General features: G+C 38.3%; 24 protein-coding genes and 2 tRNA genes. 24 read left to right on the top strand and 2 right to left on the bottom strand.

Going from position 1 to position 23,977, the window contains the following annotated elements; translation table 11 throughout:
- Positions 1-382 precede the first annotated feature (382 nt).
- The 9 genes from MKY37_RS09945 (at position 383) to MKY37_RS09905 (ending at position 7,892) form a co-directional block, all read left to right on the top strand.
- On the top strand, positions 383-1,993 hold the full coding sequence (locus MKY37_RS09945) for a putative polysaccharide biosynthesis protein (RefSeq protein ID WP_340776577.1): 1,611 nt from the start codon (positions 383-385) through the stop codon (positions 1,991-1,993).
- Positions 1,994-2,006: 13 nt separating this feature from the next.
- Positions 2,007-3,464, top strand: coding sequence for a nucleoside triphosphate pyrophosphohydrolase (gene mazG, locus MKY37_RS09940; protein ID WP_340776575.1), 1,458 nt, complete (start codon positions 2,007-2,009; stop codon positions 3,462-3,464).
- Between the two features lie 7 nt (positions 3,465-3,471).
- Positions 3,472-3,762 carry an RNA-binding S4 domain-containing protein gene (locus MKY37_RS09935; RefSeq protein WP_093063096.1) on the top strand — a complete coding sequence of 97 codons (291 nt, stop codon included), beginning with the start codon at positions 3,472-3,474 and terminating at the stop codon, positions 3,760-3,762.
- 478 nt (positions 3,763-4,240) lie between these two features.
- Positions 4,241-4,543, top strand: coding sequence for a sporulation protein YabP (yabP, locus tag MKY37_RS09930; protein WP_093063095.1), 303 nt, complete (start codon positions 4,241-4,243; stop codon positions 4,541-4,543).
- Positions 4,540-5,043, top strand: a complete 504-nt coding sequence (gene yabQ, locus MKY37_RS09925) for a spore cortex biosynthesis protein YabQ (RefSeq protein ID WP_340776569.1) — start codon at positions 4,540-4,542, stop codon at positions 5,041-5,043. Before yabP ends, yabQ begins: the two co-directional genes overlap by 4 nt.
- Positions 5,044-5,062: 19 nt before the next feature.
- On the top strand, positions 5,063-5,458 hold the full coding sequence (locus tag MKY37_RS09920) for an FtsB family cell division protein (RefSeq protein WP_340776567.1): 396 nt from the start codon (positions 5,063-5,065) through the stop codon (positions 5,456-5,458).
- Positions 5,459-5,597: 139 nt separating this feature from the next.
- Positions 5,598-6,029, top strand: coding sequence for a S1 domain-containing RNA-binding protein (locus MKY37_RS09915; protein WP_090570830.1), 432 nt, complete (start codon positions 5,598-5,600; stop codon positions 6,027-6,029).
- Between the two features lie 180 nt (positions 6,030-6,209).
- The gene (locus tag MKY37_RS09910) at positions 6,210-7,415 is read left to right on the top strand and encodes an EAL-associated domain-containing protein (RefSeq protein WP_340776563.1); all 1,206 of its coding nucleotides are present in this window, start codon (positions 6,210-6,212) and stop codon (positions 7,413-7,415) included.
- A gap of 27 nt (positions 7,416-7,442) precedes the next feature.
- Entirely contained in the window at positions 7,443-7,892 is a 450-nt protein-coding gene (locus tag MKY37_RS09905) for a DinB family protein (protein WP_340776561.1), read from the top strand.
- A 125-nt stretch (positions 7,893-8,017) separates the two neighbouring features.
- On the opposite strand, the gene MKY37_RS09900 is transcribed toward MKY37_RS09905, so the two are convergent.
- Positions 8,018-8,089: transfer RNA gene (locus tag MKY37_RS09900), tRNA-Glu, on the bottom strand.
- An 8-nt stretch (positions 8,090-8,097) separates the two neighbouring features.
- Positions 8,098-8,171: transfer RNA gene (locus tag MKY37_RS09895), tRNA-Met, on the bottom strand.
- Between the two features lie 227 nt (positions 8,172-8,398).
- Here MKY37_RS09895 and MKY37_RS09890 point away from each other — a divergent pair.
- The 15 genes from MKY37_RS09890 to MKY37_RS09820 all read left to right on the top strand — a co-directional run bounded on the left by MKY37_RS09890 (position 8,399) and on the right by MKY37_RS09820 (position 23,977).
- Complete coding sequence (locus MKY37_RS09890) at positions 8,399-10,774, top strand: SpoIIE family protein phosphatase (RefSeq protein ID WP_340776560.1); 2,376 nt, start codon at positions 8,399-8,401, stop codon at positions 10,772-10,774.
- A 420-nt stretch (positions 10,775-11,194) separates the two neighbouring features.
- Positions 11,195-12,571: a tRNA lysidine(34) synthetase TilS gene (tilS, locus tag MKY37_RS09885; RefSeq protein ID WP_340776558.1), complete on the top strand. Its 1,377-nt coding sequence runs from the start codon at positions 11,195-11,197 to the stop codon at positions 12,569-12,571.
- Between the two features lie 18 nt (positions 12,572-12,589).
- Positions 12,590-13,132: a hypoxanthine phosphoribosyltransferase gene (gene hpt / locus MKY37_RS09880; protein ID WP_093538651.1), complete on the top strand. Its 543-nt coding sequence runs from the start codon at positions 12,590-12,592 to the stop codon at positions 13,130-13,132.
- A gap of 97 nt (positions 13,133-13,229) precedes the next feature.
- Positions 13,230-15,230, top strand: a complete 2,001-nt coding sequence (ftsH, locus tag MKY37_RS09875) for an ATP-dependent zinc metalloprotease FtsH (RefSeq protein ID WP_340776555.1) — start codon at positions 13,230-13,232, stop codon at positions 15,228-15,230.
- A 116-nt stretch (positions 15,231-15,346) separates the two neighbouring features.
- A complete protein-coding gene (locus MKY37_RS09870) occupies positions 15,347-16,129 on the top strand; it encodes a type III pantothenate kinase (RefSeq protein ID WP_340776552.1) in 783 nt (260 codons plus the stop codon).
- Positions 16,130-17,011: an Hsp33 family molecular chaperone HslO gene (gene hslO, locus MKY37_RS09865; RefSeq protein ID WP_340776550.1), complete on the top strand. Its 882-nt coding sequence runs from the start codon at positions 16,130-16,132 to the stop codon at positions 17,009-17,011.
- A complete protein-coding gene (locus MKY37_RS09860) occupies positions 16,995-17,918 on the top strand; it encodes a peptidyl-prolyl cis-trans isomerase (RefSeq protein WP_340776548.1) in 924 nt (307 codons plus the stop codon). Before hslO ends, MKY37_RS09860 begins: the two co-directional genes overlap by 17 nt.
- Positions 17,919-18,137: 219 nt before the next feature.
- Positions 18,138-19,061 carry a cysteine synthase A gene (cysK, locus tag MKY37_RS09855; RefSeq protein WP_340779887.1) on the top strand — a complete coding sequence of 308 codons (924 nt, stop codon included), beginning with the start codon at positions 18,138-18,140 and terminating at the stop codon, positions 19,059-19,061.
- Positions 19,062-19,254: 193 nt separating this feature from the next.
- Positions 19,255-20,634: an anthranilate synthase component I family protein gene (locus tag MKY37_RS09850; RefSeq protein WP_340779885.1), complete on the top strand. Its 1,380-nt coding sequence runs from the start codon at positions 19,255-19,257 to the stop codon at positions 20,632-20,634.
- Positions 20,631-21,221 carry an aminodeoxychorismate/anthranilate synthase component II gene (pabA, locus tag MKY37_RS09845; protein ID WP_340776546.1) on the top strand — a complete coding sequence of 197 codons (591 nt, stop codon included), beginning with the start codon at positions 20,631-20,633 and terminating at the stop codon, positions 21,219-21,221. The genes MKY37_RS09850 and pabA overlap by 4 nt, the downstream gene beginning before the upstream one ends.
- Positions 21,222-22,061 carry an aminodeoxychorismate lyase gene (pabC, locus tag MKY37_RS09840; protein WP_340776544.1) on the top strand — a complete coding sequence of 280 codons (840 nt, stop codon included), beginning with the start codon at positions 21,222-21,224 and terminating at the stop codon, positions 22,059-22,061. It begins immediately after the preceding gene.
- The gene (folP, locus tag MKY37_RS09835; RefSeq protein WP_340776541.1) at positions 22,061-22,918 is read left to right on the top strand and encodes a dihydropteroate synthase; all 858 of its coding nucleotides are present in this window, start codon (positions 22,061-22,063) and stop codon (positions 22,916-22,918) included. Before pabC ends, folP begins: the two co-directional genes overlap by 1 nt.
- Before the next feature lie 5 nt (positions 22,919-22,923).
- Entirely contained in the window at positions 22,924-23,289 is a 366-nt protein-coding gene (gene folB / locus MKY37_RS09830; protein WP_340776538.1) for a dihydroneopterin aldolase, read from the top strand.
- Positions 23,286-23,807 carry a 2-amino-4-hydroxy-6-hydroxymethyldihydropteridine diphosphokinase gene (gene folK, locus MKY37_RS09825; protein WP_340776536.1) on the top strand — a complete coding sequence of 174 codons (522 nt, stop codon included), beginning with the start codon at positions 23,286-23,288 and terminating at the stop codon, positions 23,805-23,807. Before folB ends, folK begins: the two co-directional genes overlap by 4 nt.
- Positions 23,759-23,977: a helix-turn-helix domain-containing protein gene (locus MKY37_RS09820; protein WP_340776534.1), complete on the top strand. Its 219-nt coding sequence runs from the start codon at positions 23,759-23,761 to the stop codon at positions 23,975-23,977. Before folK ends, MKY37_RS09820 begins: the two co-directional genes overlap by 49 nt.

Here is a 23,977-nt window from a genome sequence, read left to right as displayed (position 1 = left end):
GATGAAATTATCCATCATACAAGTGAAGTACACCTTTCCCCAAAATTCTTCCAGCGCTTTTCACAACTAAACGGGCGCCTTCCGCATTTCTGTTGTCCAGACTCCAGGCGCCAGTTGTTCGAGTCGCTTCAGAATTTCGAGAAAGGCAAAGGACGCCTTCCCCAAAATTCTTCCAGCGCTTTTCACAACTAAACGGGCGCCTTCCGCATTTCATATGTTGTCCAGACTCCAGCGCCTAGCCCCTCGAGTCGCTTCAGGATTTCAGTAATGGCAAAACTACGCCTTTACAAGAAATCCTTCCAGCGCTAGTCGGGGCTTTCATAGGCGCTTGCGCTTTTCTAGGTTATAATATTCCTATCGTATTATGGGAGTAGGATTGGTTATGGGGAATGAATGGAATATGAAAACTTATATGAAGGGTGCAGCTATGCTGACGATTGCGGCTATTATCGTCAAGCTACTTAGTGCGGTTTATCGAGTGCCCTTTCAAAATTTAGTGGGAGATGAAGGATTTTATATTTATCAACAAGTATATCCGTTCATTGGCATTATCACGACTTGGACCTCGTTTGGTTTTGCGGTAGCGTTGTCTAAAATTTTGTCGGATTATAAAGCACTAGGGAAAGACTTCGCCGTACCAAGGGTAAAGCAGATTGCTTTTTATTATATTGGTTTTATTTCTATTCTATTTTTTATGTTGTTGTTTATGGGCGCTGAATTTTTAGCTGAAACTATGGGCGATGTAAATCTTGCTCAGTTATTAAAAGCTGGTTCTTACGTAATTTTACTGATGCCTATGCTTGCTGTATTAAAGGGGGACTTTCAATCGGAAGGTCACATGCAGCCGGTTGCTTATGCGCAGGTAGTGGAGCAGGTGGTTCGTGTATTTGTCATTTTATTTGGAACATGGCTCATAGTTTCCAATAGCTTTGATCTGTATAGAGCTGGGAGTATGGCTATGTATGGTGCAGTGGCAGGAGAACTTGCGGGTGTCATACTACTTTCCTCTATTTATTGGAAGTCAAGGAAACAAACGAAGAAAGGAAAGAAAAAACAAGATGTACCTATATGGCCAATCGTAAAGAGTTTAACAATCATTAGTATAAGTGCTAGTATCAGTGCTCTATTATTCCTACTGTTTCAACTAGTCGATTCGTTTACAGTTTTCCAAGCCCTTATAGAAAGTGGCATGGAGAGACAGCAGGCAATGGAGAAAAAAGGAGTCTATGATAGGGGGCAACCGCTTGTCCAATTAGGGATAGTTATAGCTTCTACTCTTTCTTTGGCTATCGTTCCGCTAGTAGCGCATCGTATAAGTAAAGGTTCAGGGAGAACTGCGGTTCCATTTATGCAACTAACATACCGCGTTGCCTTTACCTTTGGAATTGCTGCAGCGATGGGATTAATCGTCGTTCTTCCATATGTGAATGAAATGCTATTTCAAACAAAAGAGGAATCTATGACTTTAATGGTTTTTTCATTTCAAATTGTATGGATGTCTTTAATCCTTACCTTAATGGCTATGCTACAGGGTAGTGGAACAGTGAAGGTGCCAACACTTTTCTTGTTGCTTGGGGTTCTGTGTAAGTGGCTGTTAAATAGTTTACTAGTCCCTACGTATGGAGTCTTAGGAGCGGCTATCTCAGGAAATATTAGTTTAGCTATTATCTACGTGTTGATGTGTTATTATTTTAAAAAGACTTGGAATATCCAATTTGCTTCCGCAGCTTTCTATAAGGGAATTACAAAAGCCTCTATTTTGATGATTGTTTGGGTCGTTGTATATGTAATATTGGGAGATGCTGTTTTATATGATAATCTTTCTAGTAGAATTCAATCGATTGTAATTTCGCTAACTGCGGTGATGTTAGGAGCCACGATTTTTTTAGTAAGTATAGCAAAAAGACGTGTAATAGCAGAGAAAGAGTGGTTTTTGTTGCCATTTGGTAGAAGGATGGCCACTTTTCAGCTTTGGTTAAATAAAGAAAAGTAAGGTTGTGAGCAAAATGAATGAAATTACGATAATTGGTCTTGGAGCAAGTGATTTAGATCAGCTTCCATTAGGTATATATAAAAAGTTAAAAACAGCCGAATATTTATATGTTCGAACGGAGCAGCACCCAGTTTTGGAGGAATTAAGAGCGGAAGGCCTATCCTTTACAAGTTTTGATGCTGTGTATGAACAAAATGATCAATTCGAAGGTGTCTATGAGGAAATTGTACGACAGCTTCTAGAATTGGCGGAGGAACATTCGATTATGTATGCTGTACCTGGGCATCCATTAGTTGCCGAACAAACAGTTCAGCTTTTAATCGAGGCAGAAAAACAAGGGAAGATTAAAATTCGTATAGAAGGTGGACAAAGTTTCCTAGATCCCATTTTCGGAGCTTTGCGAATTGATCCGATTGAGGGGTTTCAATTACTAGACGGAACTAGCTTCAAGCGTGATGAAGTTCAAATGAATGCGCATGTGCTTATTGGACAAGTATATGATGCATTTAGTGCATCCGAAGTGAAGTTAACTCTCATGGACAAATATCCAGATGATTATGAGGTAACGATTGTTACTGCTGCAGGGTCTTCTGAAGAAAGTTTAACGAAGGTTCCATTATTCGAATTGGATCGAGTGATGAAATTAGATAATTTAACTACATTATACGTACCACCAATTCATGAAAAAGAAAATCGCTTAAAAGAGTGGCAAACACTTCGTCAAATTGTAGCAGAACTACGTGGTCCTAACGGGTGTCCGTGGGATAAGGAACAAACGCATACAACCTTAAAGAAATACGCCGTAGAAGAGGTGTATGAGCTTCTGCAAGCCATTGACGAGGAAGATGATGATCATATCGTAGAAGAGTTAGGGGACGTCCTGTTACAAGTGTTTTTACATGCCCAAATAGGGGAAGATAACGGATACTTTAGTATGGAAGATGTATTAAATTCTATTGCAGACAAAATGATTCGTAGACACCCTCATGTATTTGGTAATGTAAAAGCTGATAGCACGGAGGAAGTTCTGCGTAATTGGCAACAAATAAAGTCCGAAGAAAGTAAAGGTTCTGGGTATTCCTTATTAGAAGGGGAAATGCGAGCAGATTCATCTCTACTTACTTCTTTTAATTATCAAAAGAAAGTTGCGAAGGTTGGTTTTGATTGGCCAGACGTTTCTGGAGCTTGGGAAAAGTTCCAGGAAGAGTTGGATGAATGGAAAGTGGAATTAGCAGAGGGTACGAAGGACTCCCAAGTAGATGAGTTAGGTGATTTGTTATTTACCATTGTAAATTTAGCACGTTTTTATAATTTATCTCCGGAGCAGGCAATGATTCAGGCTAATAAGAAATTTAAAAGCAGATTCCAATTTATAGAGGAGTGTGTAAAGAACGGAAAAGGCGACTTTTCTCATTACACCTTAGAAGAGTTAGACCAATATTGGAAAGATGCAAAAAAAATAGAGGGGTAGTGACCAAATGAGATTAGATAAATATTTAAAGGTTTCCAGACTTATAAAGCGTAGAACATTAGCGAAAGAAGTAGCGGACCAAGGTAGAATAACAATTAATGGGAAAGTAGCAAAAGCGAGCTCAGATGTGAAAGCTGGAGATGAACTGTCGATCAGATTTGGACAAAAAGTAGTAACTGCAACAGTTGACGCGGTTAGAGACTCTGCGAAAAAAGAAGAGGCTTCATTAATGTTCACGATTACTAAAGAAGAGAGATTAGAAAAAGTAGATCCAGAATTTATTGATGATGAAGATTAATTAAGAAAAATCGTTCATAAAGACACTCGGTCCTTTAAGGTCTAAACCAGTTTCTATTGTTTTCGAAGGGCTTTGGACAGATATTTTGCTATATGATTATCGAGTAAGTATTTAGGGATTCTGGTAGGTAATGACGGACGTCACATCCTACCAGAATCCTTTTTCTCGATAATTTGAAAGGTGACGACTCCGGCGGGATAGCTCGTCGCTCATCCCGCGGAGGTCAACAGGATGTTGGTCACGAAGGTGTTGCAATCGCGTGGTGGCGCTCTTGGCCTTTGTACTCCACCTGAAACGGAAATTAGTAGTATTATTCAATAGATAAAATTCTTTAATATACTAAATACACTGGAATCTAGATGAATACCAAATAGAAATTAAATAGTTTCTTGTAAAATAAGAAAAAAAGCATGGTAGTTGTCATGCTTTTTTTTTATGTGCATACAATAAAGTAGGACAAGGAGAGGAGAGAGTATATATGCAATATCAAGCAGAAAACCAAACTATTACAATTCCATCGGGGGACCACTTGATTTCGCTTAGAAATCGTAAACGTATGGACCTGACGTCTGTAAAATCTATTGAAAAATTTGATCAACAAGAATTTTATGTGAGAACTTCTCAAGGTATACTTCACATCAAGGGAGAAGACTTAAAAATTGTCCATCTGGATGTTGATAAAGGATTACTAACATTGGAAGGAATCGTTCGGGCAATGCAATATGATGAAGAGCAAAGTTTAGACGGCGCTAGAGGATTACTTCATAAATTATTCGGATGACGCTCTCATTACAATTCTTTAGTCTGTTACTAATGGTCTTTAGTGGGATATTGGTAGGGGCAATAATCGAAGGGGCGCGCTTTGTAACGGGAAGTTTCCCTAGGCGTTCCTACGTTTATAAATATCGTATAGTTCTTGAAATATTTATTTGGATCACACTTGGACTAGGTTCTTTTTATATACTTTATGAAGTACGAGATGGCGTATGGAGAATTTATGATCCGCTTGCACAAATAGTAGGTATTCTCTTATACGATCAAATATTTCAGCCAGTGTTTCGTCTTATAGGTAGAATCTTTTTACTTTTGATCATCCAACCGATTTGGTGGATAATTCGGTTCATCTGGATGGTGATTAATAAAATTATTTATCTTATATGGACGATCATCTCATTTATCTTCAAACCATTTCATTTTTTATTTCAAAAAACGTGGCATTTGGCCCTTCAGAAAAAGCCAAACTTCCGTTATAATGGGAAGTACACAAAAAAATTGAAATAGTTTGATAGGAGAGGGCAAAATGGGAGAGAAGCAAAGAAACATACCTATACGGAAACAAATTGCATCGATTAATACTGATTATGTTCGCTCTATCGAACGCCAAGAAAATCGAAACAAAGCCAAAAAAGTTCGTTTAGCGAGACGATTAGTATTATTTACAATTGTGTCTGTTGCTTTAGTTGGATTATTAATATCTACCTTGCTGAGCAGCAAAAGTGCATTTGAAGAAAAACAATTGCAAAAAGAGCAAGTTGCTCAAGAATTAGAGCAAGTGAAAGAAGAGCAAGAAATTCTTAAAGTGCAAATTTCAAAGCTGAACGACGATGAGTACATTGGCAAACTATTAAGAAAGCAATATTTCCTTTCCGAAGAGGGTGAAATTATATTTACTCTACCAGGAAAAGAGGAAAAATAATTTAAAAAAATCAAAAGCAAAAGAGTAGTCTTATTGACACTCTTTTTTTGTTAGCTATAATGAAGGTAGGGATTTGTATGTAAAAACCATATAAATTCGAAAAAGAGTCGCTTAAATTTTAAGGAGGAGCATTTTTTTTATGTCAATTGAAGTAGGCAGCAAGGTAGAAGGTAAAGTAACAGGAATCACAAATTTCGGAGCATTCGTCGAACTACCAGGAGGCTCAACAGGTCTTGTTCACATTAGTGAAGTGGCAGACAATTATGTAAAAGATATTAATGAGCATCTGAAGGTTGGAGATGTTGTTGAAGTTAAGGTGATGAATGTTGAAGCGGATGGCAAAATCGGATTATCTATTCGAAAAGCAAAGCCTCAAGCGGAAAGACCAGAGAGACCCGAACGTCCTCAGCGTCCTAGAAACAATAATCGCCCAAATGATCGCGATCGTCCTAGCAAAGAGAATTTTGAGCAAAAAATGGCTAGATTCTTGAAAGATAGTGAAGATCGTTTGTCTACGTTAAAGCGCGCGACAGAATCTAAGCGCGGTGGCAGAGGCGCTAAAAGAGGATAATTTGCTGTCTGTTTTATAGGTAGAAAAAATGTCATATAGATAAAAAGGTGTTTGGCTTTGCTAACACCTTTTTTTTGTACACAAAATATGCAAAAGAACATATTCTTAAGGTAAGGCATACTAATTTTTATTTATAATAACGTATGTATATTTTAGTTTTGATTTTTAGGAGGTTTCTTGATGGATGCAATGGATGTACTAACGAATATAGAACATGTAAAAGCATATTATCAACCGATTTTTAGTGCGGACGAACATATTGTGGTTGCTTATGAAGTTTTAGGAAAGCTGGTAAATGGAGAAAATCTTATCAACTTAAATACTTTTGCATATGATGAGGATATTCCGGTAGAGTATCGATTAGAAGTCGGACATAAAATTCTTCGCTTAGCCCTCTCTGAGTTAACAGAAAAAGCAAAAGACTATGATATATATTTACCATGTAATGCAAATTTACTCATACTAGATTATGGGGAGAGTTACTTCGATATTATTAATGAATATGTCCCTGAAGATTCCCTTTCACGAATTGTACTAGTCCTGTCAGAACATGATTATAAAGGCGATTTTAGCCAACTTAGTAATATACTCAAATATTACCGTACATACGGTATGAAAATAGCTATAAATCAAGTAGGTTCGGAAAGTCATATAGATTATATAAAAATGCTGTCACCAAATATATTAAAAGTAAATATTGAAAAGTTGAGCTATGAGTCGTGGAGTGCACAAAATGATTTATTTACATCTCTAGGATCGCTGGCTCGTAAAATAGGAGCAAATATGTTATTTGAAGGAATTGATAGTGTACACCAACTTCAATTTGCTTGGAAAAATGGTGGTCGATATTATCAGGGGAAGTATCTAGCGGACGCTCAGACAGAAACAATTTCAAGAGATTTATTAAAAGATCATTTCAAAGAAAAGTGCCAGCAATTTATTACTACGGAAAAGCGGTTGCTTGAAGAAAAATATAATGAATTGAAAAACCTGCAGAATATGTTAGAAAAAGCAGTGGAGCACATAAATCCAACTAGCGACAATGTAGCGCAATTATTATTACTTGCGGAAGAGTTAGATGATTGTTCATTCCGTATATATATTTGTGATGAAGATGGATTCCAACTATCACCCAATATTATGCGTGTCAACAAAAAATGGGATATCCAAGAAGATGCGATCCATAAAAACTGGAGTTGGCGTCCATATTTTCTAAAAACGATTATAAAAATGCGTAATGATCAAAGTGGTGAGTTTTCAGACATGTACAGCGATATTGTTACGGGAGAAATGATGCGTACATTTTCCATTCCTCTTAATAATAACGAATATTTGTTTATTGATATATCGTATGACTATTTGTTTACACATAATATTTTTAGGTAAGGTATTTATATAAAGGGGGGTTATCCAGTGACGAAAGAAGAACTACTTAAAGCATATGGTGAATATATCAATTGGTTGGACTCTTTGACTACATTAGACGAAACGAGAGCGACTGCTCCTTATGCCGAAGGAAAGTGGTCACCAAATGAAATAATGATGCATCTTGGGGAATGGGATCGATTTACGTTTGAACAACGTTTGCCAAATATGAAGGAAGGTGAAAAGCTTGAAAGGTTTCCAGACTTCGAGACATTTAACGCAAAAGCTGCAGCCCTTGCTCATGAACAAACATTTAAAGAAACCCTTGCTTATGCAAAAAAACAACGTCAACATATTATTGAAAGGCTTCAGCAAACGGATGAAATAGAGTGGGACAAAGCTTTTTACATTGGGGAGAGTAAATCCTCTATTCGTAGTTATTTTACGGATTTTTTAGAGCATGACGAGCATCACAGGAAACAAATTTCCTCTATGTAAATAATTTTTTTGACTATTTGGTTTCCGTTTATGAATCGCGTTCTTGCATGAACTTCGACAAATTGTTAACTTCCAAAACATATAAAAAGCAGTTCCTATTTTTATAGGAACTGCTTTTTATTAGATGACCCCTACGGGATTCGAACCCGTGTTACCGCCGTGAAAGGGCGGTGTCTTAACCGCTTGACCAAGGGGCCGTAAAATATGGCGGCCGAGGGGATCGAACCCCCGACCTCACGGGTATGAACCGTACGCTCTAGCCAGCTGAGCTAGGCCGCCGTTTTTAACGAACAAATTATATATTACAAGCGTTTTGCCAAAGTGTCAATGCTTCTTAAAAGGAATTTTAAAAATATAAAAAGAAAGTTTGTTTAAAATATTTAAACTATTTAGATTATTAGCTGATGACGTCGAAAAGTTATTTAAAGTACATGTCAGAAACAGACATACTTTTTGAGGTGATACTAGGTATACTTCCATCAATAGTTGAATAGGAGGTATTCGCTTTGAAGACGGTTTATGAACAGGAACAAAAACGCAGTATATCGTTGAGAAGGATCACGGAGGCATTGAAAGCCAAAAGGATTACTCTTTTATTTTCTGTAATTTTCCTTTTGATCTCATTTTTTCTAGCACAGGTTGTATTGTTCGAGGCCTCGGTTCCATTTTTTCTTCCTCTTTGGGCTCTAGTTAATCTGAGGTTTCAACGCTTTGTACCTTGGGTGGTTGTAGGTGCTATACTTGGTAGTTTTACTCTAGGGTTTGGACAAGTCATCATTCATGCAATACAGGCATTAATATTTCCGTTTTATCAAAATAGATTTATTAATAAAATTCCCTTACCTGTATTTGTACTGATAGATGTCGTATGTGTCCAGATTGCATGGCAGTTTGTTTCGTATGGAGGAGAAATTCCAGTTTCTATTTGGCTAGCCATTGCATATGAAGGCGTATTAAGTTTATTTATGACAATATTTTTGTTTCAGTTATTCCTTCCATTTCCGGACTTATTGCATAAAAGGTGGACTGTAGAAAGAATGGGTGCTGCATTACTCATAGGAGCACTGGTGTTAACTGGAATGTCCTCGTATATATTTGGATATGTTTCGATTCCTCTTATGGCAGCTCATTTAGTAATTGCGGTGTCAGCAGCTATTGGGGGTGTCCAACTCGCCACAGTAGTTGCAGTACTTTCTGGAACAATATTAAGCATTTCTAAACTTAGCTTTAGTGGAATGATTGCCGTCTACGCGGTAACGGGTTTCTTAGCGGGGCTTCATAAGCCTTTTGGGAGACTGTGGCAAGCCTTTAGTATGCTAGGGGCCACGTTTTTCTTTATTTTATATGATCGTACATTGCCACTAGACTCTGTTTATATAGGATCCCTTGTTGTTGCATCTCTATTGTTTTTCATTGTTCCTTCTACTTGGATTAAAGAATTGAAGGATCAATTATATCCTGATACAACGAGTGTTCTGTTAAGAAGACAAAAGTGGATGACGGAAAAAGTAAATCATCAACTCCAAGAGTTTCAGCATTTTGTCGATTTTATCACACGCTTTATATCGGAGAAATTTGATACGAAGGCATTGAGAAAAGACGAGAAAACAGAACCGCTACCTATTTGTCGTTCGTGTTTTCAATACGAAAAATGTTGGGGAGAGAAATCTAATGGGATGCCAGTATTGATAAAGGAGTGGGAGGAACAGCCTAAAAAATCCAGAATGCAAACAGAGAATAGAATTCAGTATAAATGCGTAAAACCAATTCAAGTGATGCATGATTTGAAGGAAAGAGAAGCCAAACAACATCTCACATATGAGTTGCAGCACGGAAAAAAGATGTTTGCACTCAAACTGAAAGATATGGGCAATCACATGAGTGGGTTGATGAGCAATTTAGAAAACAATATAACTATGTACTCTTCTCATGAAGAAGTGATTAAACAAAGATTCCAGCAAGCGAATATCCCTTTCTTCCAAATAGATGTATTAAGTGTAGAAATTGGACAAATGGAGATTGTTTGTTGTTTACCAATTGAGGCAAGAGCAAAAATGTTAGGTGAACGTTTGATAGTTCCGCTTTTATATGATCTTTGGAATGAACCATTTGAGATTATGGCGATGAAAGAAATTCATCATCCATATGAACATATTCAACTGACCTGTAAATCATCTGTTCGCTTTCAAATTACGCATGATGTGTATACATCATCTAGTAAAAATACAATCTATTCGGGTGATGCCCATGCAGTGTTTCCGTTACACCCAGGTTTGATGGCAGTTATCTTATCGGACGGAATGGGGAATGATGTGGAGGCACACCGAGAAAGTAGACGAGTTATGCAATTCATGAGGGAATGTTTAAACAAAAAAATGGATCCCGAAACAACGATGCATACACTCCATTACATGATGAGTCTCCAAAATGACAATGACAGCTATGCAACAGTAGACTTGGCGTTAATAGACTTACAAAAAGGGGAGTTATGGTCTTGGAAGGCCGGGAGTATGTCGACATATCTCGTACGAGGGAGTGAAATGAGAAAAATAGAAAGCAAACATGTCCCATTCGGATTTCTACCTACCTTCTCGATCGAAGCTCGAAAAATGGACTTGAAAGACGGGGATGTATTGGTCATGCTATCAGACGGTGTATTCTCAGGTAACACAACTGTCGAAAAACAGGAGCAATATTACCAAAAAATATTACAGGACCCAACAATGAATGCAGAGCGTTTTGTGAAAATGTTAGAAGAAACATACTCACTACCAGGGGACGATCGAACCGTTATTTTCATGCAAGTAGAGCATGTAGTACCAGAATGGTCCCTCTTCACACCACGTCAAACAGCCAAATACCAAGAAAAAATGGTACACTAAAAGAAAAGCGAAAGCGCCTATGTCTGCCCCGAAAGGCGCTGGAAGAATTTCGTGGAAAGGCGCTCTTTGCCTTTCTCGAAATTTTGAAGCGACCCGAGGGGCAAGGCGCTGCAGCTGGCCAGAAAAGAAAAGCGGAAGCGCCCGTTGGGGGAATACAGTCTAAGAACGCGACATCATGTCGCAACGACTGCATGACCCACATCCTGTGGACCTCTGAAAGGCGCTGGAAGAATTTCGTGGAAAGGCGCCATTTACCTTTATCTGCCATTCTTGAAGCAAAAGGTGCCCGTTAGTCTTTCACAAAACAATGAAGTTCTTGAGGAGTAAAAGGAAAGTGCTAAGTAAATGTCCGCCGAGACTGGCGGGCGATTTACTAGTAGAATGATCAATAATTGAGGTGAAAAAATGCATCCTTTCGTTATGAAAGTTAAAAAATATATAGATAAGCAACAGCTGATTCAAAGTGGGGATCGTCTTCTTCTGGCTTGTTCTGGAGGAGTGGACTCCGTTGCTGTGGTACTCTTATTTCAAGAGATTCAGAAAATATATAACGTACAGCTTGGGATTGTTCACACGGATCACCAGCTTCGCGGAGAAGAGTCGGCAGAAGATATGCAATTCGTTGAACAACTGGCTAATAGGTTAGAAGTACCTTTTTATGGAACTACACTTGAAGTGCCTTCTAGAGTGGAAGCGGAGGGTGGAAATGTTCAGGTGATATGCCGTGAAGAACGATACGATTACTTTGATAGTGTTATGAAACAAGAGCATTTTGATAAGTTGGTACTCGGACATCATGCGGATGATCAGATAGAAACAATAGTCATGTCATTAGTTAGAGGATCTTTGGCGTCTTCTCTTACTGGAATACCAATAACAAGGCCATTTTCCAATGGCAGCATCATTCGTCCGTTCTTATCTGTAACGAAGGAAGACATTTTGGATTTTGTTCAGTCTCATGAGCAATCCTTTAGACATGATCCTAGTAACGATAAACATACATATACAAGAAATCGTTTGCGCCATACTGTGGTGCCTCTTTTACGCCAAGAAAATATGCATGTGGCAGATAGTATCCGGACGTTCGTAGAGAAACAACAACAAGATGATACTTTTTTACAGATGCTTGCTAAAGAAAAATTTGACCAGCTTGTGACAGTTAAAAACGAATCGAACTTTGTTTTGAATACAAAACAGTTTAGTGAAACCCCAGTTGCTTTACAAAGAAGAGTGATTCTAATACTATTAAAGTATCTGTATGATAGCTCCAATACGCTATTAAATAATCGCTTAATTGAATCTATTTTAACTGCTTGTAATGAGCAGGATGGTAATACAGTAATTCATTTGCCAAAAGATTTTTTCCTCATACGTCATTACAGTCAAGTACAGTTTTCCTCTAATCCGATACAATCTCTACCAACTCAAAGTCAACTAGTTGATGAAGATTGTTGGAAGGCAGTTGGTGCTGGTTATTCTATCTACCTGACTAGAAACTTAAACGAGCAGGTTCCTTCCGATGAAAAGTGGTTTATCCAACTGGAAAATGATTCATTACCTCTATCTATAAGACAGAAGATGGAAGGAGATCGAATTCATTTAAAAGGGATGTCTACTCCAAAAAAAGTTTCACGATTGTTTATTGATGAAAAAATTCCGACCGAAGAACGAGTGGTTTGGCCAATACTTGTATCAGCAAAAAATGATATAATGGCTATAATAGGTCTTCGTTACGGGCAGCAATTTGAAAAGAAAAGAAATATGCAAAATTTTGTATTATACGTAAAGAGTTATTAACCCATAGGAGGATTAACCATGTTAGAAAAGGATATTTTAGAAGTCTTGTTATCTGAGGAACAAATCAATCAAAAAACACGTGAATTGGGAGCCTTGTTAACGGAAGAGTACAAAGATCAGTACCCACTTGCGATTGGGATTTTAAAAGGTGCAATGCCTTTCATGTCCGATTTGATGAAACGTGTAGATACATACATTGAAATGGATTATATGGATGTATCAAGCTATGGAAATGCAACGGTTTCATCTGGAGAGGTTAAAATTGTAAAAGATTTAAACACGAGTGTTGAAGGACGAGATATTTTAATAATCGAGGACATCATCGATAGTGGGATGACATTAAGTTACTTAGTAGACCTTTTCAAATATCGTAAAGCAAAATCGATTAAGATTGTTACATTATTAGACAAACCAACTGGTAGAAAAGTAGACTTAAAAGCAGATTTTGTTGGCTTTGAAGTACCAGATGCATTTGTAGTTGGATACGGTTTAGATTATGCAGAAAAATATCGTAACTTACCATACGTAGGTGTATTGAAGAAAGAAGTTTACAGTTTTTAGTTTTTAGTCCAGTTAAAAGGCTTTTCATTGTACGTCCAAAAATTCATATGATAAGATAATCATTAGTTTTTCTGTTTACCTTGTGAGGAGGCTGGGAATGAATCGAGCATTGCGCTACGCCATATTATACTTATTAATATTTTTTGTGATCGTTGGAATTTTTGCTACGTTCAATACGAGCAATACGACAACTAAAAATATTAGTTATAACGAATTTATGACTTCTTTAGAAAAAGGGGAAATAACAAGTGTTAAATTACAACCTGAAGCGGGTGTCTACTACGCTGAAGGTGAAATGAAAGGCTATAAAGATGGAGAGCAATTTTTAGCAATTCTTCCATACAATAGCGAAGACTTACAATCAAGAATCCATACATTGGCAACATCCAATTCAGTAGACGTGGAATACAAAGAAACACCTAAAACAAGCGGTTGGGTTCAATTTTTCACAGGATTATTGCCGTTCTTAATTATTATCATTTTATTCTTCTTCTTATTAAGCCAATCACAGGGCGGTGGTAACCGCGTGATGAACTTCGGTAAGAGTAAAGCGAAGTTATATGATAATGATAAGAAAAAAGTTAGATTTAATGATGTTGCTGGTGCAGATGAAGAAAAAGCTGAACTAGTGGAAGTAGTAGATTTCTTAAAAGATCCGCGTAAATTCGTGGAAATTGGAGCTCGTATACCTAAAGGGATTCTGTTAGTAGGTCCTCCGGGTACTGGTAAAACATTACTTGCTCGTGCAGTTGCAGGTGAATCTGGCGTGCCGTTCTTCTCTATTAGTGGATCTGACTTCGTTGAAATGTTTGTCGGAGTAGGGGCTTCTCGTGTACGTGATTTGTTTGAAAATGCGAAGAAAAATGCACCATGTATCATCTTTATAGATGAAATTGATGCAGTAGGTCGTCAACGTGGAGCAGGACTAGGTGGAGGTCACGATGAACGTGAGCAAACACTGAACCAACTACTTGTTGAAATGGATGGTTTCGGTGCAAACGAAGGTATTATTATCGTCGCTGCAACAAATAGACCAGACGTATTAGACCCAGCACTTCTTCGTCCAGGTCGTTTTGACCGTCAAATTACTGTAGGTCGTCCGGACGTTAAAGGTCGTGAAGCAGTACTTCAAGTACATGCTCGTAATAAGCCACTTGATGAGTCAGTGGACTTGAAAGCGATTGCTCAACGTACACCAGGATTCTCTGGAGCGGACTTAGAAAACTTATTGAACGAAGCAGCTTTAGTAGCAGCTAGACGAGATAAGAAGAAAGTTGATATGCGAGATATCGATGAAGCTACAGACCGAGTTATTGCAGGTCCGGCTAAATCAGGAAAAGTTATCTCTGAAAAAGAACGAAACATTGTTGCATTCCATGAAGCAGGACATGTGGTTGTTGGATTAACTTTAGACGATGCTGAAATCGTACATAAGGTGACAATTGTTCCTCGTGGTCAAGCTGGTGGTTACGCAGTAATGCTTCCTAAAGAAGATCGTTATTTCATGACAAAACCAGAATTACTAGATAAGATTTCTGGATTACTTGGTGGTCGTGTAGCGGAAGATATCATTTTCGGTGAAGTTTCTACCGGAGCTCATAATGACTTCCAACGTGCGACGGGCATTGCTAGAAAAATGGTTACAGAATATGGTATGAGTGACAAGCTTGGGCCAATGCAATTCGGTCAAGCACAAGGAGGCAATGTCTTCTTAGGTCGTGATTTTAACTCGGAACAAAACTATTCAGATGCAATTGCTTATGAGATTGACCAAGAAATGCAAACAATGATTAAAGATCAATATGCTCGTACGAAACAAATATTAACGGAAAAACGTGATTTATTAACATTAATCGCAAAAACGTTATTAGAGGTAGAAACTTTAGATGCTGCTCAGATAAAACATTTAGAAGAGCATGGTACACTTCCTGAACGCTCCTATGAGGAGTTAGATCAACAAGCAGCTATTGAGCTTAAAAAAGAAGAAGTATCGGATGCAGTAGGTGCTCCTGCTGATCCATCTATTAGTGACTTGCCAAAAGAAGAGGATTCGCTAAGAGAAACAGAAAGCCCGGTTCAAGAAGAACGTAGAGATTAATAGATAAGAATAAAAGCTGATTGCCTCCTTTATACTCGAGGCAATCAGCTTTTTTCTTGGTCTGTATATATGGTATGATGTGTTGGAAACTCAACAAAAAAGTGAGGAAAAGCTAGATGATACTTGTCTTAGATACAGGAAATACTAATATTGTGTTAGGAGTTTACGAAAACGATAAGCTAATCCATCACTGGCGAATGGAGACAGATCGTTTAAAAACAGAAGATGAATATGGAATGCAGGTTAAAGCGCTGTTTTCTCATGCTACTATCTCTTTTGAGCAAATAGAGGGTATTATTATTTCTTCTGTAGTTCCACCTATTATGTTTTCCTTAGAAGCGATGTGCAAAAAATATTTTGGTATTAAACCGTTAGTAGTAGGTCCTGGAGTAAAAACGGGACTAAATATAAAGTATGAAAATCCACGCGAGGTTGGGGCGGATCGCATAGTTAATGCGGTTGCCGCCATTCATGAATATGGAAGTCCATTAATCATTGTAGATTTCGGAACTGCTACAACCTATTGTTTTATCAATGAACGTGGAGAGTATATGGGTGGGGCGATTGCTCCAGGCATCGGTATCTCAACAGAAGCTCTTTTTAATAGAGCTAGTAAGCTTCCGCGTATAGAGCTGACAACGCCTGAGAATGTCATTGGAAAAAATACGGTTTCTGCAATGCAAGCGGGAATAGTGTACGGCTATGTGGGGCAAGTTGAAGGTATTGTGAATCGTATGAAAAAAGTATCGAAGTTAAATCCAAAAGTAATCGCTACAGGTGGTATGGCTTCCTTAATTGGGGACGAAACAATTATAATGGATGTTATTGATCCATTCTTAACGTTGAAAGGTTTATATTTAATTTATCAACGAAATAATGATGAAAGAGGTAATAAATAAATGAGTGATTATTTAGTAAGAGCTTTAGCTTTTGAAGGGAGTGTACGTGCATTTGCTGCTCGTACAACTGATACAGTAGGAGAAGGACAAAGACGTCATGGTACTTGGCCGACTGCATCCGCTGCACTTGGAAGGTCAATGACCGCTGCGCTTATGATGGGTGCTATGCTAAAAGGCGAAGATAAGATAACGGTAAAAGTAGAGGGTGATGGTCCGGTTGGTCCAATGATTATTGACAGTAATGCAAAAGGGGAAGTGCGTGGTTATGTAACTAATCCTCAAACCCATTTCGAATTAAATGAGCACGGAAAATTAGATGTTCGTCGCGCTGTAGGGACAGAAGGCACGCTTACAGTTGTAAAAGATTTGGGTATGAAAGACTTTTTTACTGGACAAGTGCCAATTGTTTCGGGTGAAATTGGAGAAGACTTCACTTATTACTTTGTTGTTTCTGAACAAGTCCCTTCTTCTGTTGGACTTGGAGTTTTAGTAAATCCAGACAACTCTATTCTAGCTGCGGGAGGGTTTATAATCCAACTAATGCCTGGAACGGATGATGAAACGATTACAGTGATTGAAGAACATTTGTCTAAGATGGAACCTGTTTCTAAGTTGATCGAAAGAGGATTAACTCCTGAAGAATTACTATTTGAAATTTTAGGCAAAGATAATGTACAAATTTTAGGTTCTTCCCCTGTATCGTTTGAATGTAATTGCTCCAAAGAAAGATTTGGAAATGCCATTATTACTCTAGGTGAAAAGGAAATTCGTGGAATGATCGAAGAGGATGGGGGAGCGGAAGCACACTGTCATTTCTGTATGGAGAAATACAATTATTCAGTAGATGAACTGGAGTCATTTATCGATGAAATCAACGCGTGATTATGATAATGCTCCAACTAAAAAACGTTTAAAAACTAAACCGGTACTAATAGTAATGAGTGCCCTGCTACTTGGTAACTTGCTTTGGTTCATCGCGTGGTTAATACCGAATGATACAAATAAAACGAATGATTCAGAAGAAGTAGCTTCCGTAGCGGGCAAAGTTATCACGAAAGAACAATGGATGGCTTCAATGGAGTCGATTTATGGAAAAGAAGTATTGTTAGATATGGTGAATGCAGAGGTTATGGAAGCGGCGGCTAAAGAGTATAAGATTAAAGTAACAGATGCAGAAGTGGATTTAGAGCTCGCTTTAATCCGTTCTACCCAAGAAGGCACTTCCTTGCAAACCTTTGACGAAGAGGTAGAGCGTAAGGATATTCGTTCTCGCTTAATCTTAGAAAAAGTATTAGCCAAAGATATTGTTATTGAAGATGATGCGATCAAAGAATTCTATGACAATAACAAAAATCTGTACAATACTTCCACCTCTTATCGGACAAGTGTCATTTATGTAAGTACAAAGGCTGAAGCAAACGAAGTTGTGAAAGAGCTGGAAAATGGTTCATCCTTTGAAGGGCTGGCAAGAGAGCGATCGGCCGATGCAAGTTCGGCTAGTCTTGGTGGAGATATCGGTTACGTATCAGAAGGAAATGAATCGGTGGATGAAGCTTTGGTTAGTGTAGTACAGAATACCGACAAAGGTAAATGGAGTAACCCGATTGCATTAGGTGATGGTAGATTTGCCGTGTTAATGGTGGAAAGTGTATTTGAAGGTCAATCCTTTTCATATGCTGAAGTAAAAGACCATATTCGTCGTGAACTTGCACTTGATCAGTTGCCACAATCAGTTACCCAGGAAGCTTTTTGGAAAGAATTTGATGCAGACTGGGTTTATAGTGAATGATTAATAGAGCAATAAAAGATTAGCTTGTCCAATACCCTTCCGTTAAATTCAAAACGGAAGGGTATAATTCTTTTATATTTCAACCAATTACCTATGGGTGAAATGACTAGCCGAAACATTTGAAATATTTGAATGTAATTTTATTGACAATTCTTCTGATTCATTGGTATGATTAAAAAAATAAAACCTATTAGACAAGTAGGAATTGGGAGTGGGAAAATGACGAAGTTAGCGCAATCTGTATTGGATCTGATCGGAAAAACACCAATCGTAAAATTAAACCGTGTAGGAAACCCTGAGGATGCAGAAGTGTATGTAAAACTTGAATACTTTAACCCGGGTAGTAGTGTAAAAGATCGTATTGCACTTGCCATGATCCAAGCTGCTGAAAAAGAAGGTAAATTAACGGAAAATGGCACAATTATTGAGCCTACAAGTGGTAATACAGGTATTGGTCTTGCGATGATCGCAGCGGCAAAAGGATATAACGCTGTATTAGTTATGCCAGACACTATGAGCCTAGAGCGCAGAAACTTACTTCGCGCATATGGAGCTGATCTTGTATTAACTCCTGGAGCTGATGGTATGAAAGGTGCTATTGCAAAAGCGGAAGAGCTTGCAAACGAAAATGGATGGTTTATGCCACAGCAATTTAACAACGAAGCTAATCCAGAAGTTCACCGTTTAACAACAGGTCCAGAAATCGTAGAGGCATTCGATCAATTAGATGGATTTGTATCAGGTATCGGTACTGGTGGAACAATAACTGGGGCAGGTGGCGTGTTAAAAGAGAAATTCCCAGACATTCATATTGCTGCAGTAGAGCCAACAGATTCAAATATTTTATCTGGCGGTAAACCGGGTCCTCATAAAATTCAAGGTATTGGTGCAGGATTTATACCAGAAGTTCTAGATACAAAGCTCTACGACTCCATTATCGAAGTATCAAATGATGATGCATATGCAACTTCCCGTGAAGTAGCGAAATTAGAGGGTATTCTTGGAGGAGTTTCTGCAGGAGCAGCGATTTATGCGGCACTTCAACTTGCTAAAAAACTTGGAAAAGGTAAAAAAGTATTGGCGATTGTTCCAGATAACGGAGAACGCTACTTGAGCACACCTTTATACCAATTCGAAGATTAATCCAAAAAGAATAGAATATGTGAAGGAGGGAGCAGCTAATGCTTCCTCTTTTTTCTCTGTAAATCTATTTGATAAATAGTTTCTGCATTTTTTCTAGTGGCGAAAAGTAGTAGTTTCAAGTTAAGATGAAGTCAAATCGTTTTTAGGGGGATTTGAGAAAGTGAATATCAAACTGGAAACACATACTTTTCATATGTCGAAGGAAGCTTTTTTCTATGCATATAAAACGTTAACTAAGGAAGAAGCATATAATATATTTTTGGAGAGTGGCAGAGGTGGTCATTTATCTGTTGCAGCATGGAATCCAATAGCTGTCACAAAATCAGTAGAAAATGGCTTGCAAATTCATTGGAGTAGCGGAGAGCAAGAGGTTCGTGCAGGAGAAGCGCTTGAGGAGTTAGAAAAACTGATTTCTGAATATACATTACCTTTTCAGCAGGGTTTACCTGACTTTCAAGGAGGGGCAATTGGTTTTATTAGCTATGATTATGCAAGAAAAATAGAAGTTTTACCGAATCTAGCTGATGATGATTTACATATACCAGATATCTACTTCCATATATACGATTACTGGGCAGTGTTAGATATAGAAACAGAAATAGTCACATTAATGAAGTTATCTACTTGTAATGTGGATTTAGTGGAACTTGAGCAAAAATATATGGAAGCTGCTGAAAAGGGCATGGATTTAAGAATATTCCATCCTGGCTCTGCAATGGAAATGGCTGAAGACCCTGCTGAATTGCATGTATCGGTGAGTTCAAGTGAATTTGAAGCAGCAGTACTGAAAATTCAACAATATATAGCTCAAGGTGATGTCTTCCAGGTTAATTTATCTGTTAGGCAATCAAAGCAATTGAAAGTAAGTCCAATTGCGATGTATGAGGCGCTACGTGCATTCAATCCTTCCCCTTATATGGTATATATACAAGCACCGGAATTTTCGGTTGTCTCTGGATCACCCGAGTTATTAGTAAAGAAAAAGGGAACTGAATTATCTACGAGACCAATAGCTGGGACAAGACCACGTGGAAAAAATGATGAGGAAGATATAACACTAGCAAATGAACTGATCGAAAACGAAAAAGAGAGGGCGGAGCATGTCATGCTTGTCGACTTAGAGCGAAATGATCTTGGTCGCGTTTCATCCTATGGAACAGTAGAAGTGGATGAGTTCATGGTCATAGAAAGATATTCCCACGTGATGCATATTGTTTCTAATGTAAAGGGGACGCTTCGATCTGGAACATCTAATGCAGAGATTATCCGAGCAATGTTCCCTGGAGGTACCATTACTGGTGCACCTAAAATTCGAACAATGGAAATAATTGAAGAGCTAGAGCCAGTTCGTAGAGGGTTATATACAGGATCAATTGGTTGGTTAGGGTTTTCAGGTGATTTAGAATTTAATATTGTAATCCGAACCGCGTTTATTCAAGATGGGATGGCTCATATTCAAGCGGGAGCTGGTATCGTCATTGACTCGGTACCAAGTGCGGAATACGCGGAATCTTTAAATAAAGCAAAAGCAGTATGGCAGGCGAAAGCTATGGCAGAAGGAGGGCATAAATGATTTTAATGATTGATAACTACGATTCGTTTACGTACAATCTCGTTCAATATATTGGAGAGTTAGGAATCGAAGTGAAGGTGGTTCGTAATGACGAACTAACCATAGAGGCTATTCAAGCGATAAATCCTCAAGTCATCGTTGTGTCGCCAGGACCATGTACACCAAATGAAGCTGGTATTAGTTTAGAGGTAATCAACCATTTTGCAGGAAAAATCCCCATATTGGGTGTTTGTTTAGGTCATCAGGCTATTGGACAAGCATTTGGTGGAAAGGTTATCCGTGCAGATAGATTAATGCATGGGAAAGTGTCCCCTGTTTTCCATAATAGCGAAGGTGTAAATGCCGATATGCCAAATCCTTTTCGGGCCACCAGATATCATTCTTTACTTGTAGAGAGAGAATCGTTACCAAGATGTTTGGAGATAACAGCTTGGACAGAAGAAGGAGAAATTATGGGACTTCGCCATAAAAAATATGCAGTAGAGGGTGTTCAATACCATCCAGAGTCAATTATGACGGAGGAAGGGAAAAAGATCATCCGTAATTTTGTTGAAACTTATAGTTTAACTGCCAAGGAGAGCAGATAAATGGATGCTTGGAAGGATGGAAGGCTATACCGCGCAGAAGATTTAGTGGTCTCTGCATATGACCATGGTTTTTTATATGGACTTGGTTTTTTTGAAACATTCCGGACATATAGTGGGCAAGTTTTTTTATGGGATGCTCACTGGAATAGGTTGTGTCGGGCACTTGAGGATTTTCGAATAACAATGCCTTATGAAGAGCAAGAGATATTATCTGCGGTAGAAGCACTTACAGAAGCGAATAATAGGGAGGATGGCTATTTTCGTTTGAATATTTCGGCTGGCGTACATGATATTGGTCTACAACCTTCGCATTATAAGAAGCCGACTGTTATTTTATATCGGAAGGCATTAAATTTAGCACCTAGAGGAACAGAAAAAACTGCGGTCTGGCTAGATACAATAAGAAATACTCCAGAAAGTGGTATACGTCATAAATCGCACCACTATGCCAATAACGTACACGCTAGATTTGAAGTAGAGTCGCTTGCTTCTTGTGAAGGGGTCTTCCTAACGGCGGAAGGATTTGTAGCGGAGGGGATAACTTCGAATATCTTCTGGTCGACTAATGGAAAAGTATATACTCCATCTTTGGAAACAGGTATTTTAGCCGGTACAACTCGAGAGTGGATGATGAACTGTTCTTTGTTTGAAATAGAAGAAGGTTTCTTTACGAAAGAAGTATTAGAAAAGGCAGATGAGGTTTTCATTACAAATGCAATACAAGAAATCATTCCGATTAAGCAAATAGAGGAAATTCGGTTTTTGGGTAACACTGGAGCTGTTTATAAGGCGTTACACGAAGCCTATACAAGATGCATACAATCAGAAAGGGTTGAATGATGAATTTACATAATAATAGTGGCAGATTTGATGCAGGTGGAGTTACATTAAACTTCGATAAGGAAACAATTGTAATGGGCATACTGAATGTTACTCCAGATTCTTTTTCGGACGGTGGTAAGTTTAATGATATAGAAGCAGCTGTTACAAGAGCAAAGCAAATGGTAGCGGATGGTGCGAAAATTATAGATATCGGCGGCGAGTCTACTAGACCTGGCTATACACTTATCACAGATGAAGAGGAAATCGCCCGTGTTGTACCTGTCATTAAAGCAATAAGTGCAGAGGTAAATGCAGTAATCTCCATTGATACATATAAGTCAGCAGTTGCAAAAGCTGCGATAATCGCAGGTGCACATGTGATAAATGATATTTGGGGAGCGAAGAGAGACCCTGAAATAGCAAAAGTTGCAGCAGAGTATGGCGTTCCGATAATATTGATGCACAATAGGGACAATGAAGAGTATACAGATTTCTGGTCTAATGCGAAACAAGATCTAGTAGAGAGTATCCGAATAACGAAAGCTGCTGGAGTTCCAGATGAGCATATATGGCTTGACCCGGGAATTGGCTTTGCCAAATCAACAACACAAAATATATTGATGATGCAGCATTTAAATGAATTAGTCGAGATGGGCTACCCTGTGCTACTGGCAACATCGCGCAAACGATTAATCGGAAATGTACTGAATCTTCCAGTCGATGAACGGATGGAAGGAACTGGAGCAACAGTTTGTTATGGTGTTCAGGTTGGATGTCATATGGTACGCGTACATGATGTAAAAGAAATGACTCGTATGACAAAAATGATGGATGTGTTGACTGGAAAAGTGCACTATACAGAAAGTGAGGCTTAATCTAAATGGATTATATACATTTGAATGATTTAGAATTTTACGGATTTCACGGAGCGTTACCAGAGGAAACGAAGCTAGGTCAAATTTTTCGGGTGACCATCACCTTAGCGTGTGATTTAAAAAGAGCTGGTGAAACCGATAATTTAGAGGAAACTGTAAATTACGCAGAGGTTTTTGAATTATGCAAAGAAATAGTAGAAGGTAAACCATATTTATTAATAGAAGCAGTTGCGGAAAAAATTGCTTCGTCTATCTTGCATACATATGCAGCAAAGGTTAGTGGCTGCCGTATACAATTGGTGAAACCGAACCCGCCGATTGTCGGACACTATGCTTCTGTAGCCGTCGATATCACTAGAGGCGCACTATGATGAACATTGCTTTTATATCACTAGGTTCTAATATAGGAAATCGTCTTGAATATCTTCAGCAGGCGGTAGATTTACTACAACAGATTGAACATGTGAATGTGGCAAATATGTCTTCGGTTTATGAAACAGATCCAGTGGGATATGAGGATCAAGCAGCATTTTTGAATATGGTGGTGGAGATCAAAACTTTATTGACACCGCATGAAATATTGAAAAAATGCAATGAAATTGAGGCGAAGTTAGGTCGCAAGAGAGATATTCGTTGGGGGCCACGAACCGTAGACCTTGACATTTTGTTGTATAATGAAGAGAATGTGAAAACAGAAGATCTTACTATCCCACATCCTAGGATGATGGAAAGAGGCTTCGTGCTTATACCACTTGTGGAATTACAAGCAAATTTAGTAGATCCACAATCTAAGCAGTTAATAGCAGATGTAGCGCATGTTCAGAAAGAAGGCGTCCATTTATGGAAAACATTCGATGGGGTCGGCGCATTCGTGCATTTCGCAGGTTAAAGATGGTAAAGCAAGTTGAACTTGCAAAAGAAATGGATATGTCTGTGTCTATACTCGGTCAAATAGAGCAAGGTAAACGAGTACCGAGTGATGAGCAATTAGAAAAAATTGCCTCTATACTTCATATACAAGTAGAAGAATTAAAAGGAGAAAAAGAAGAAGGTGAATAA

Origin of the sequence: Psychrobacillus sp. FSL K6-2836, from assembly GCF_038003085.1 — a bacterium.
In the GTDB taxonomy this organism is placed as follows: Bacteria; Bacillota; Bacilli; order Bacillales_A; family Planococcaceae; genus Psychrobacillus.
Note: the sequence above shows the minus strand (reverse complement) of the source record. Positions and strands in the feature narration are given on the sequence as shown.

What these genes read in the sequence shown, in the direction of transcription:
- MKY37_RS09945 (WP_340776577.1), top strand. Translation starts at nt 383, where the DNA reads ATGGGGAATGAATGGAATATGAAAACTTATATGAAGGGTGCAGCTATG.
- mazG (WP_340776575.1), top strand. Translation starts at nt 2,007, where the DNA reads ATGAATGAAATTACGATAATTGGTCTTGGAGCAAGTGATTTAGATCAG.
- MKY37_RS09935 (WP_093063096.1), top strand. Translation starts at nt 3,472, where the DNA reads ATGAGATTAGATAAATATTTAAAGGTTTCCAGACTTATAAAGCGTAGA.
- yabP (WP_093063095.1), top strand. Translation starts at nt 4,241, where the DNA reads ATGCAATATCAAGCAGAAAACCAAACTATTACAATTCCATCGGGGGAC.
- yabQ (WP_340776569.1), top strand. Translation starts at nt 4,540, where the DNA reads ATGACGCTCTCATTACAATTCTTTAGTCTGTTACTAATGGTCTTTAGT.
- MKY37_RS09920 (WP_340776567.1), top strand. Translation starts at nt 5,063, where the DNA reads ATGGGAGAGAAGCAAAGAAACATACCTATACGGAAACAAATTGCATCG.
- MKY37_RS09915 (WP_090570830.1), top strand. Translation starts at nt 5,598, where the DNA reads ATGTCAATTGAAGTAGGCAGCAAGGTAGAAGGTAAAGTAACAGGAATC.
- MKY37_RS09910 (WP_340776563.1), top strand. Translation starts at nt 6,210, where the DNA reads ATGGATGCAATGGATGTACTAACGAATATAGAACATGTAAAAGCATAT.
- tilS (WP_340776558.1), top strand. Translation starts at nt 11,195, where the DNA reads ATGAAAGTTAAAAAATATATAGATAAGCAACAGCTGATTCAAAGTGGG.
- hpt (WP_093538651.1), top strand. Translation starts at nt 12,590, where the DNA reads ATGTTAGAAAAGGATATTTTAGAAGTCTTGTTATCTGAGGAACAAATC.
- ftsH (WP_340776555.1), top strand. Translation starts at nt 13,230, where the DNA reads ATGAATCGAGCATTGCGCTACGCCATATTATACTTATTAATATTTTTT.
- MKY37_RS09870 (WP_340776552.1), top strand. Translation starts at nt 15,347, where the DNA reads ATGATACTTGTCTTAGATACAGGAAATACTAATATTGTGTTAGGAGTT.
- hslO (WP_340776550.1), top strand. Translation starts at nt 16,130, where the DNA reads ATGAGTGATTATTTAGTAAGAGCTTTAGCTTTTGAAGGGAGTGTACGT.
- MKY37_RS09860 (WP_340776548.1), top strand. Translation starts at nt 16,995, where the DNA reads ATGAAATCAACGCGTGATTATGATAATGCTCCAACTAAAAAACGTTTA.
- cysK (WP_340779887.1), top strand. Translation starts at nt 18,138, where the DNA reads ATGACGAAGTTAGCGCAATCTGTATTGGATCTGATCGGAAAAACACCA.
- MKY37_RS09850 (WP_340779885.1), top strand. Translation starts at nt 19,255, where the DNA reads ATGTCGAAGGAAGCTTTTTTCTATGCATATAAAACGTTAACTAAGGAA.
- pabA (WP_340776546.1), top strand. Translation starts at nt 20,631, where the DNA reads ATGATTTTAATGATTGATAACTACGATTCGTTTACGTACAATCTCGTT.
- pabC (WP_340776544.1), top strand. Translation starts at nt 21,222, where the DNA reads ATGGATGCTTGGAAGGATGGAAGGCTATACCGCGCAGAAGATTTAGTG.
- folP (WP_340776541.1), top strand. Translation starts at nt 22,061, where the DNA reads ATGAATTTACATAATAATAGTGGCAGATTTGATGCAGGTGGAGTTACA.
- folB (WP_340776538.1), top strand. Translation starts at nt 22,924, where the DNA reads ATGGATTATATACATTTGAATGATTTAGAATTTTACGGATTTCACGGA.
- folK (WP_340776536.1), top strand. Translation starts at nt 23,286, where the DNA reads ATGATGAACATTGCTTTTATATCACTAGGTTCTAATATAGGAAATCGT.
- MKY37_RS09820 (WP_340776534.1), top strand. Translation starts at nt 23,759, where the DNA reads ATGGAAAACATTCGATGGGGTCGGCGCATTCGTGCATTTCGCAGGTTA.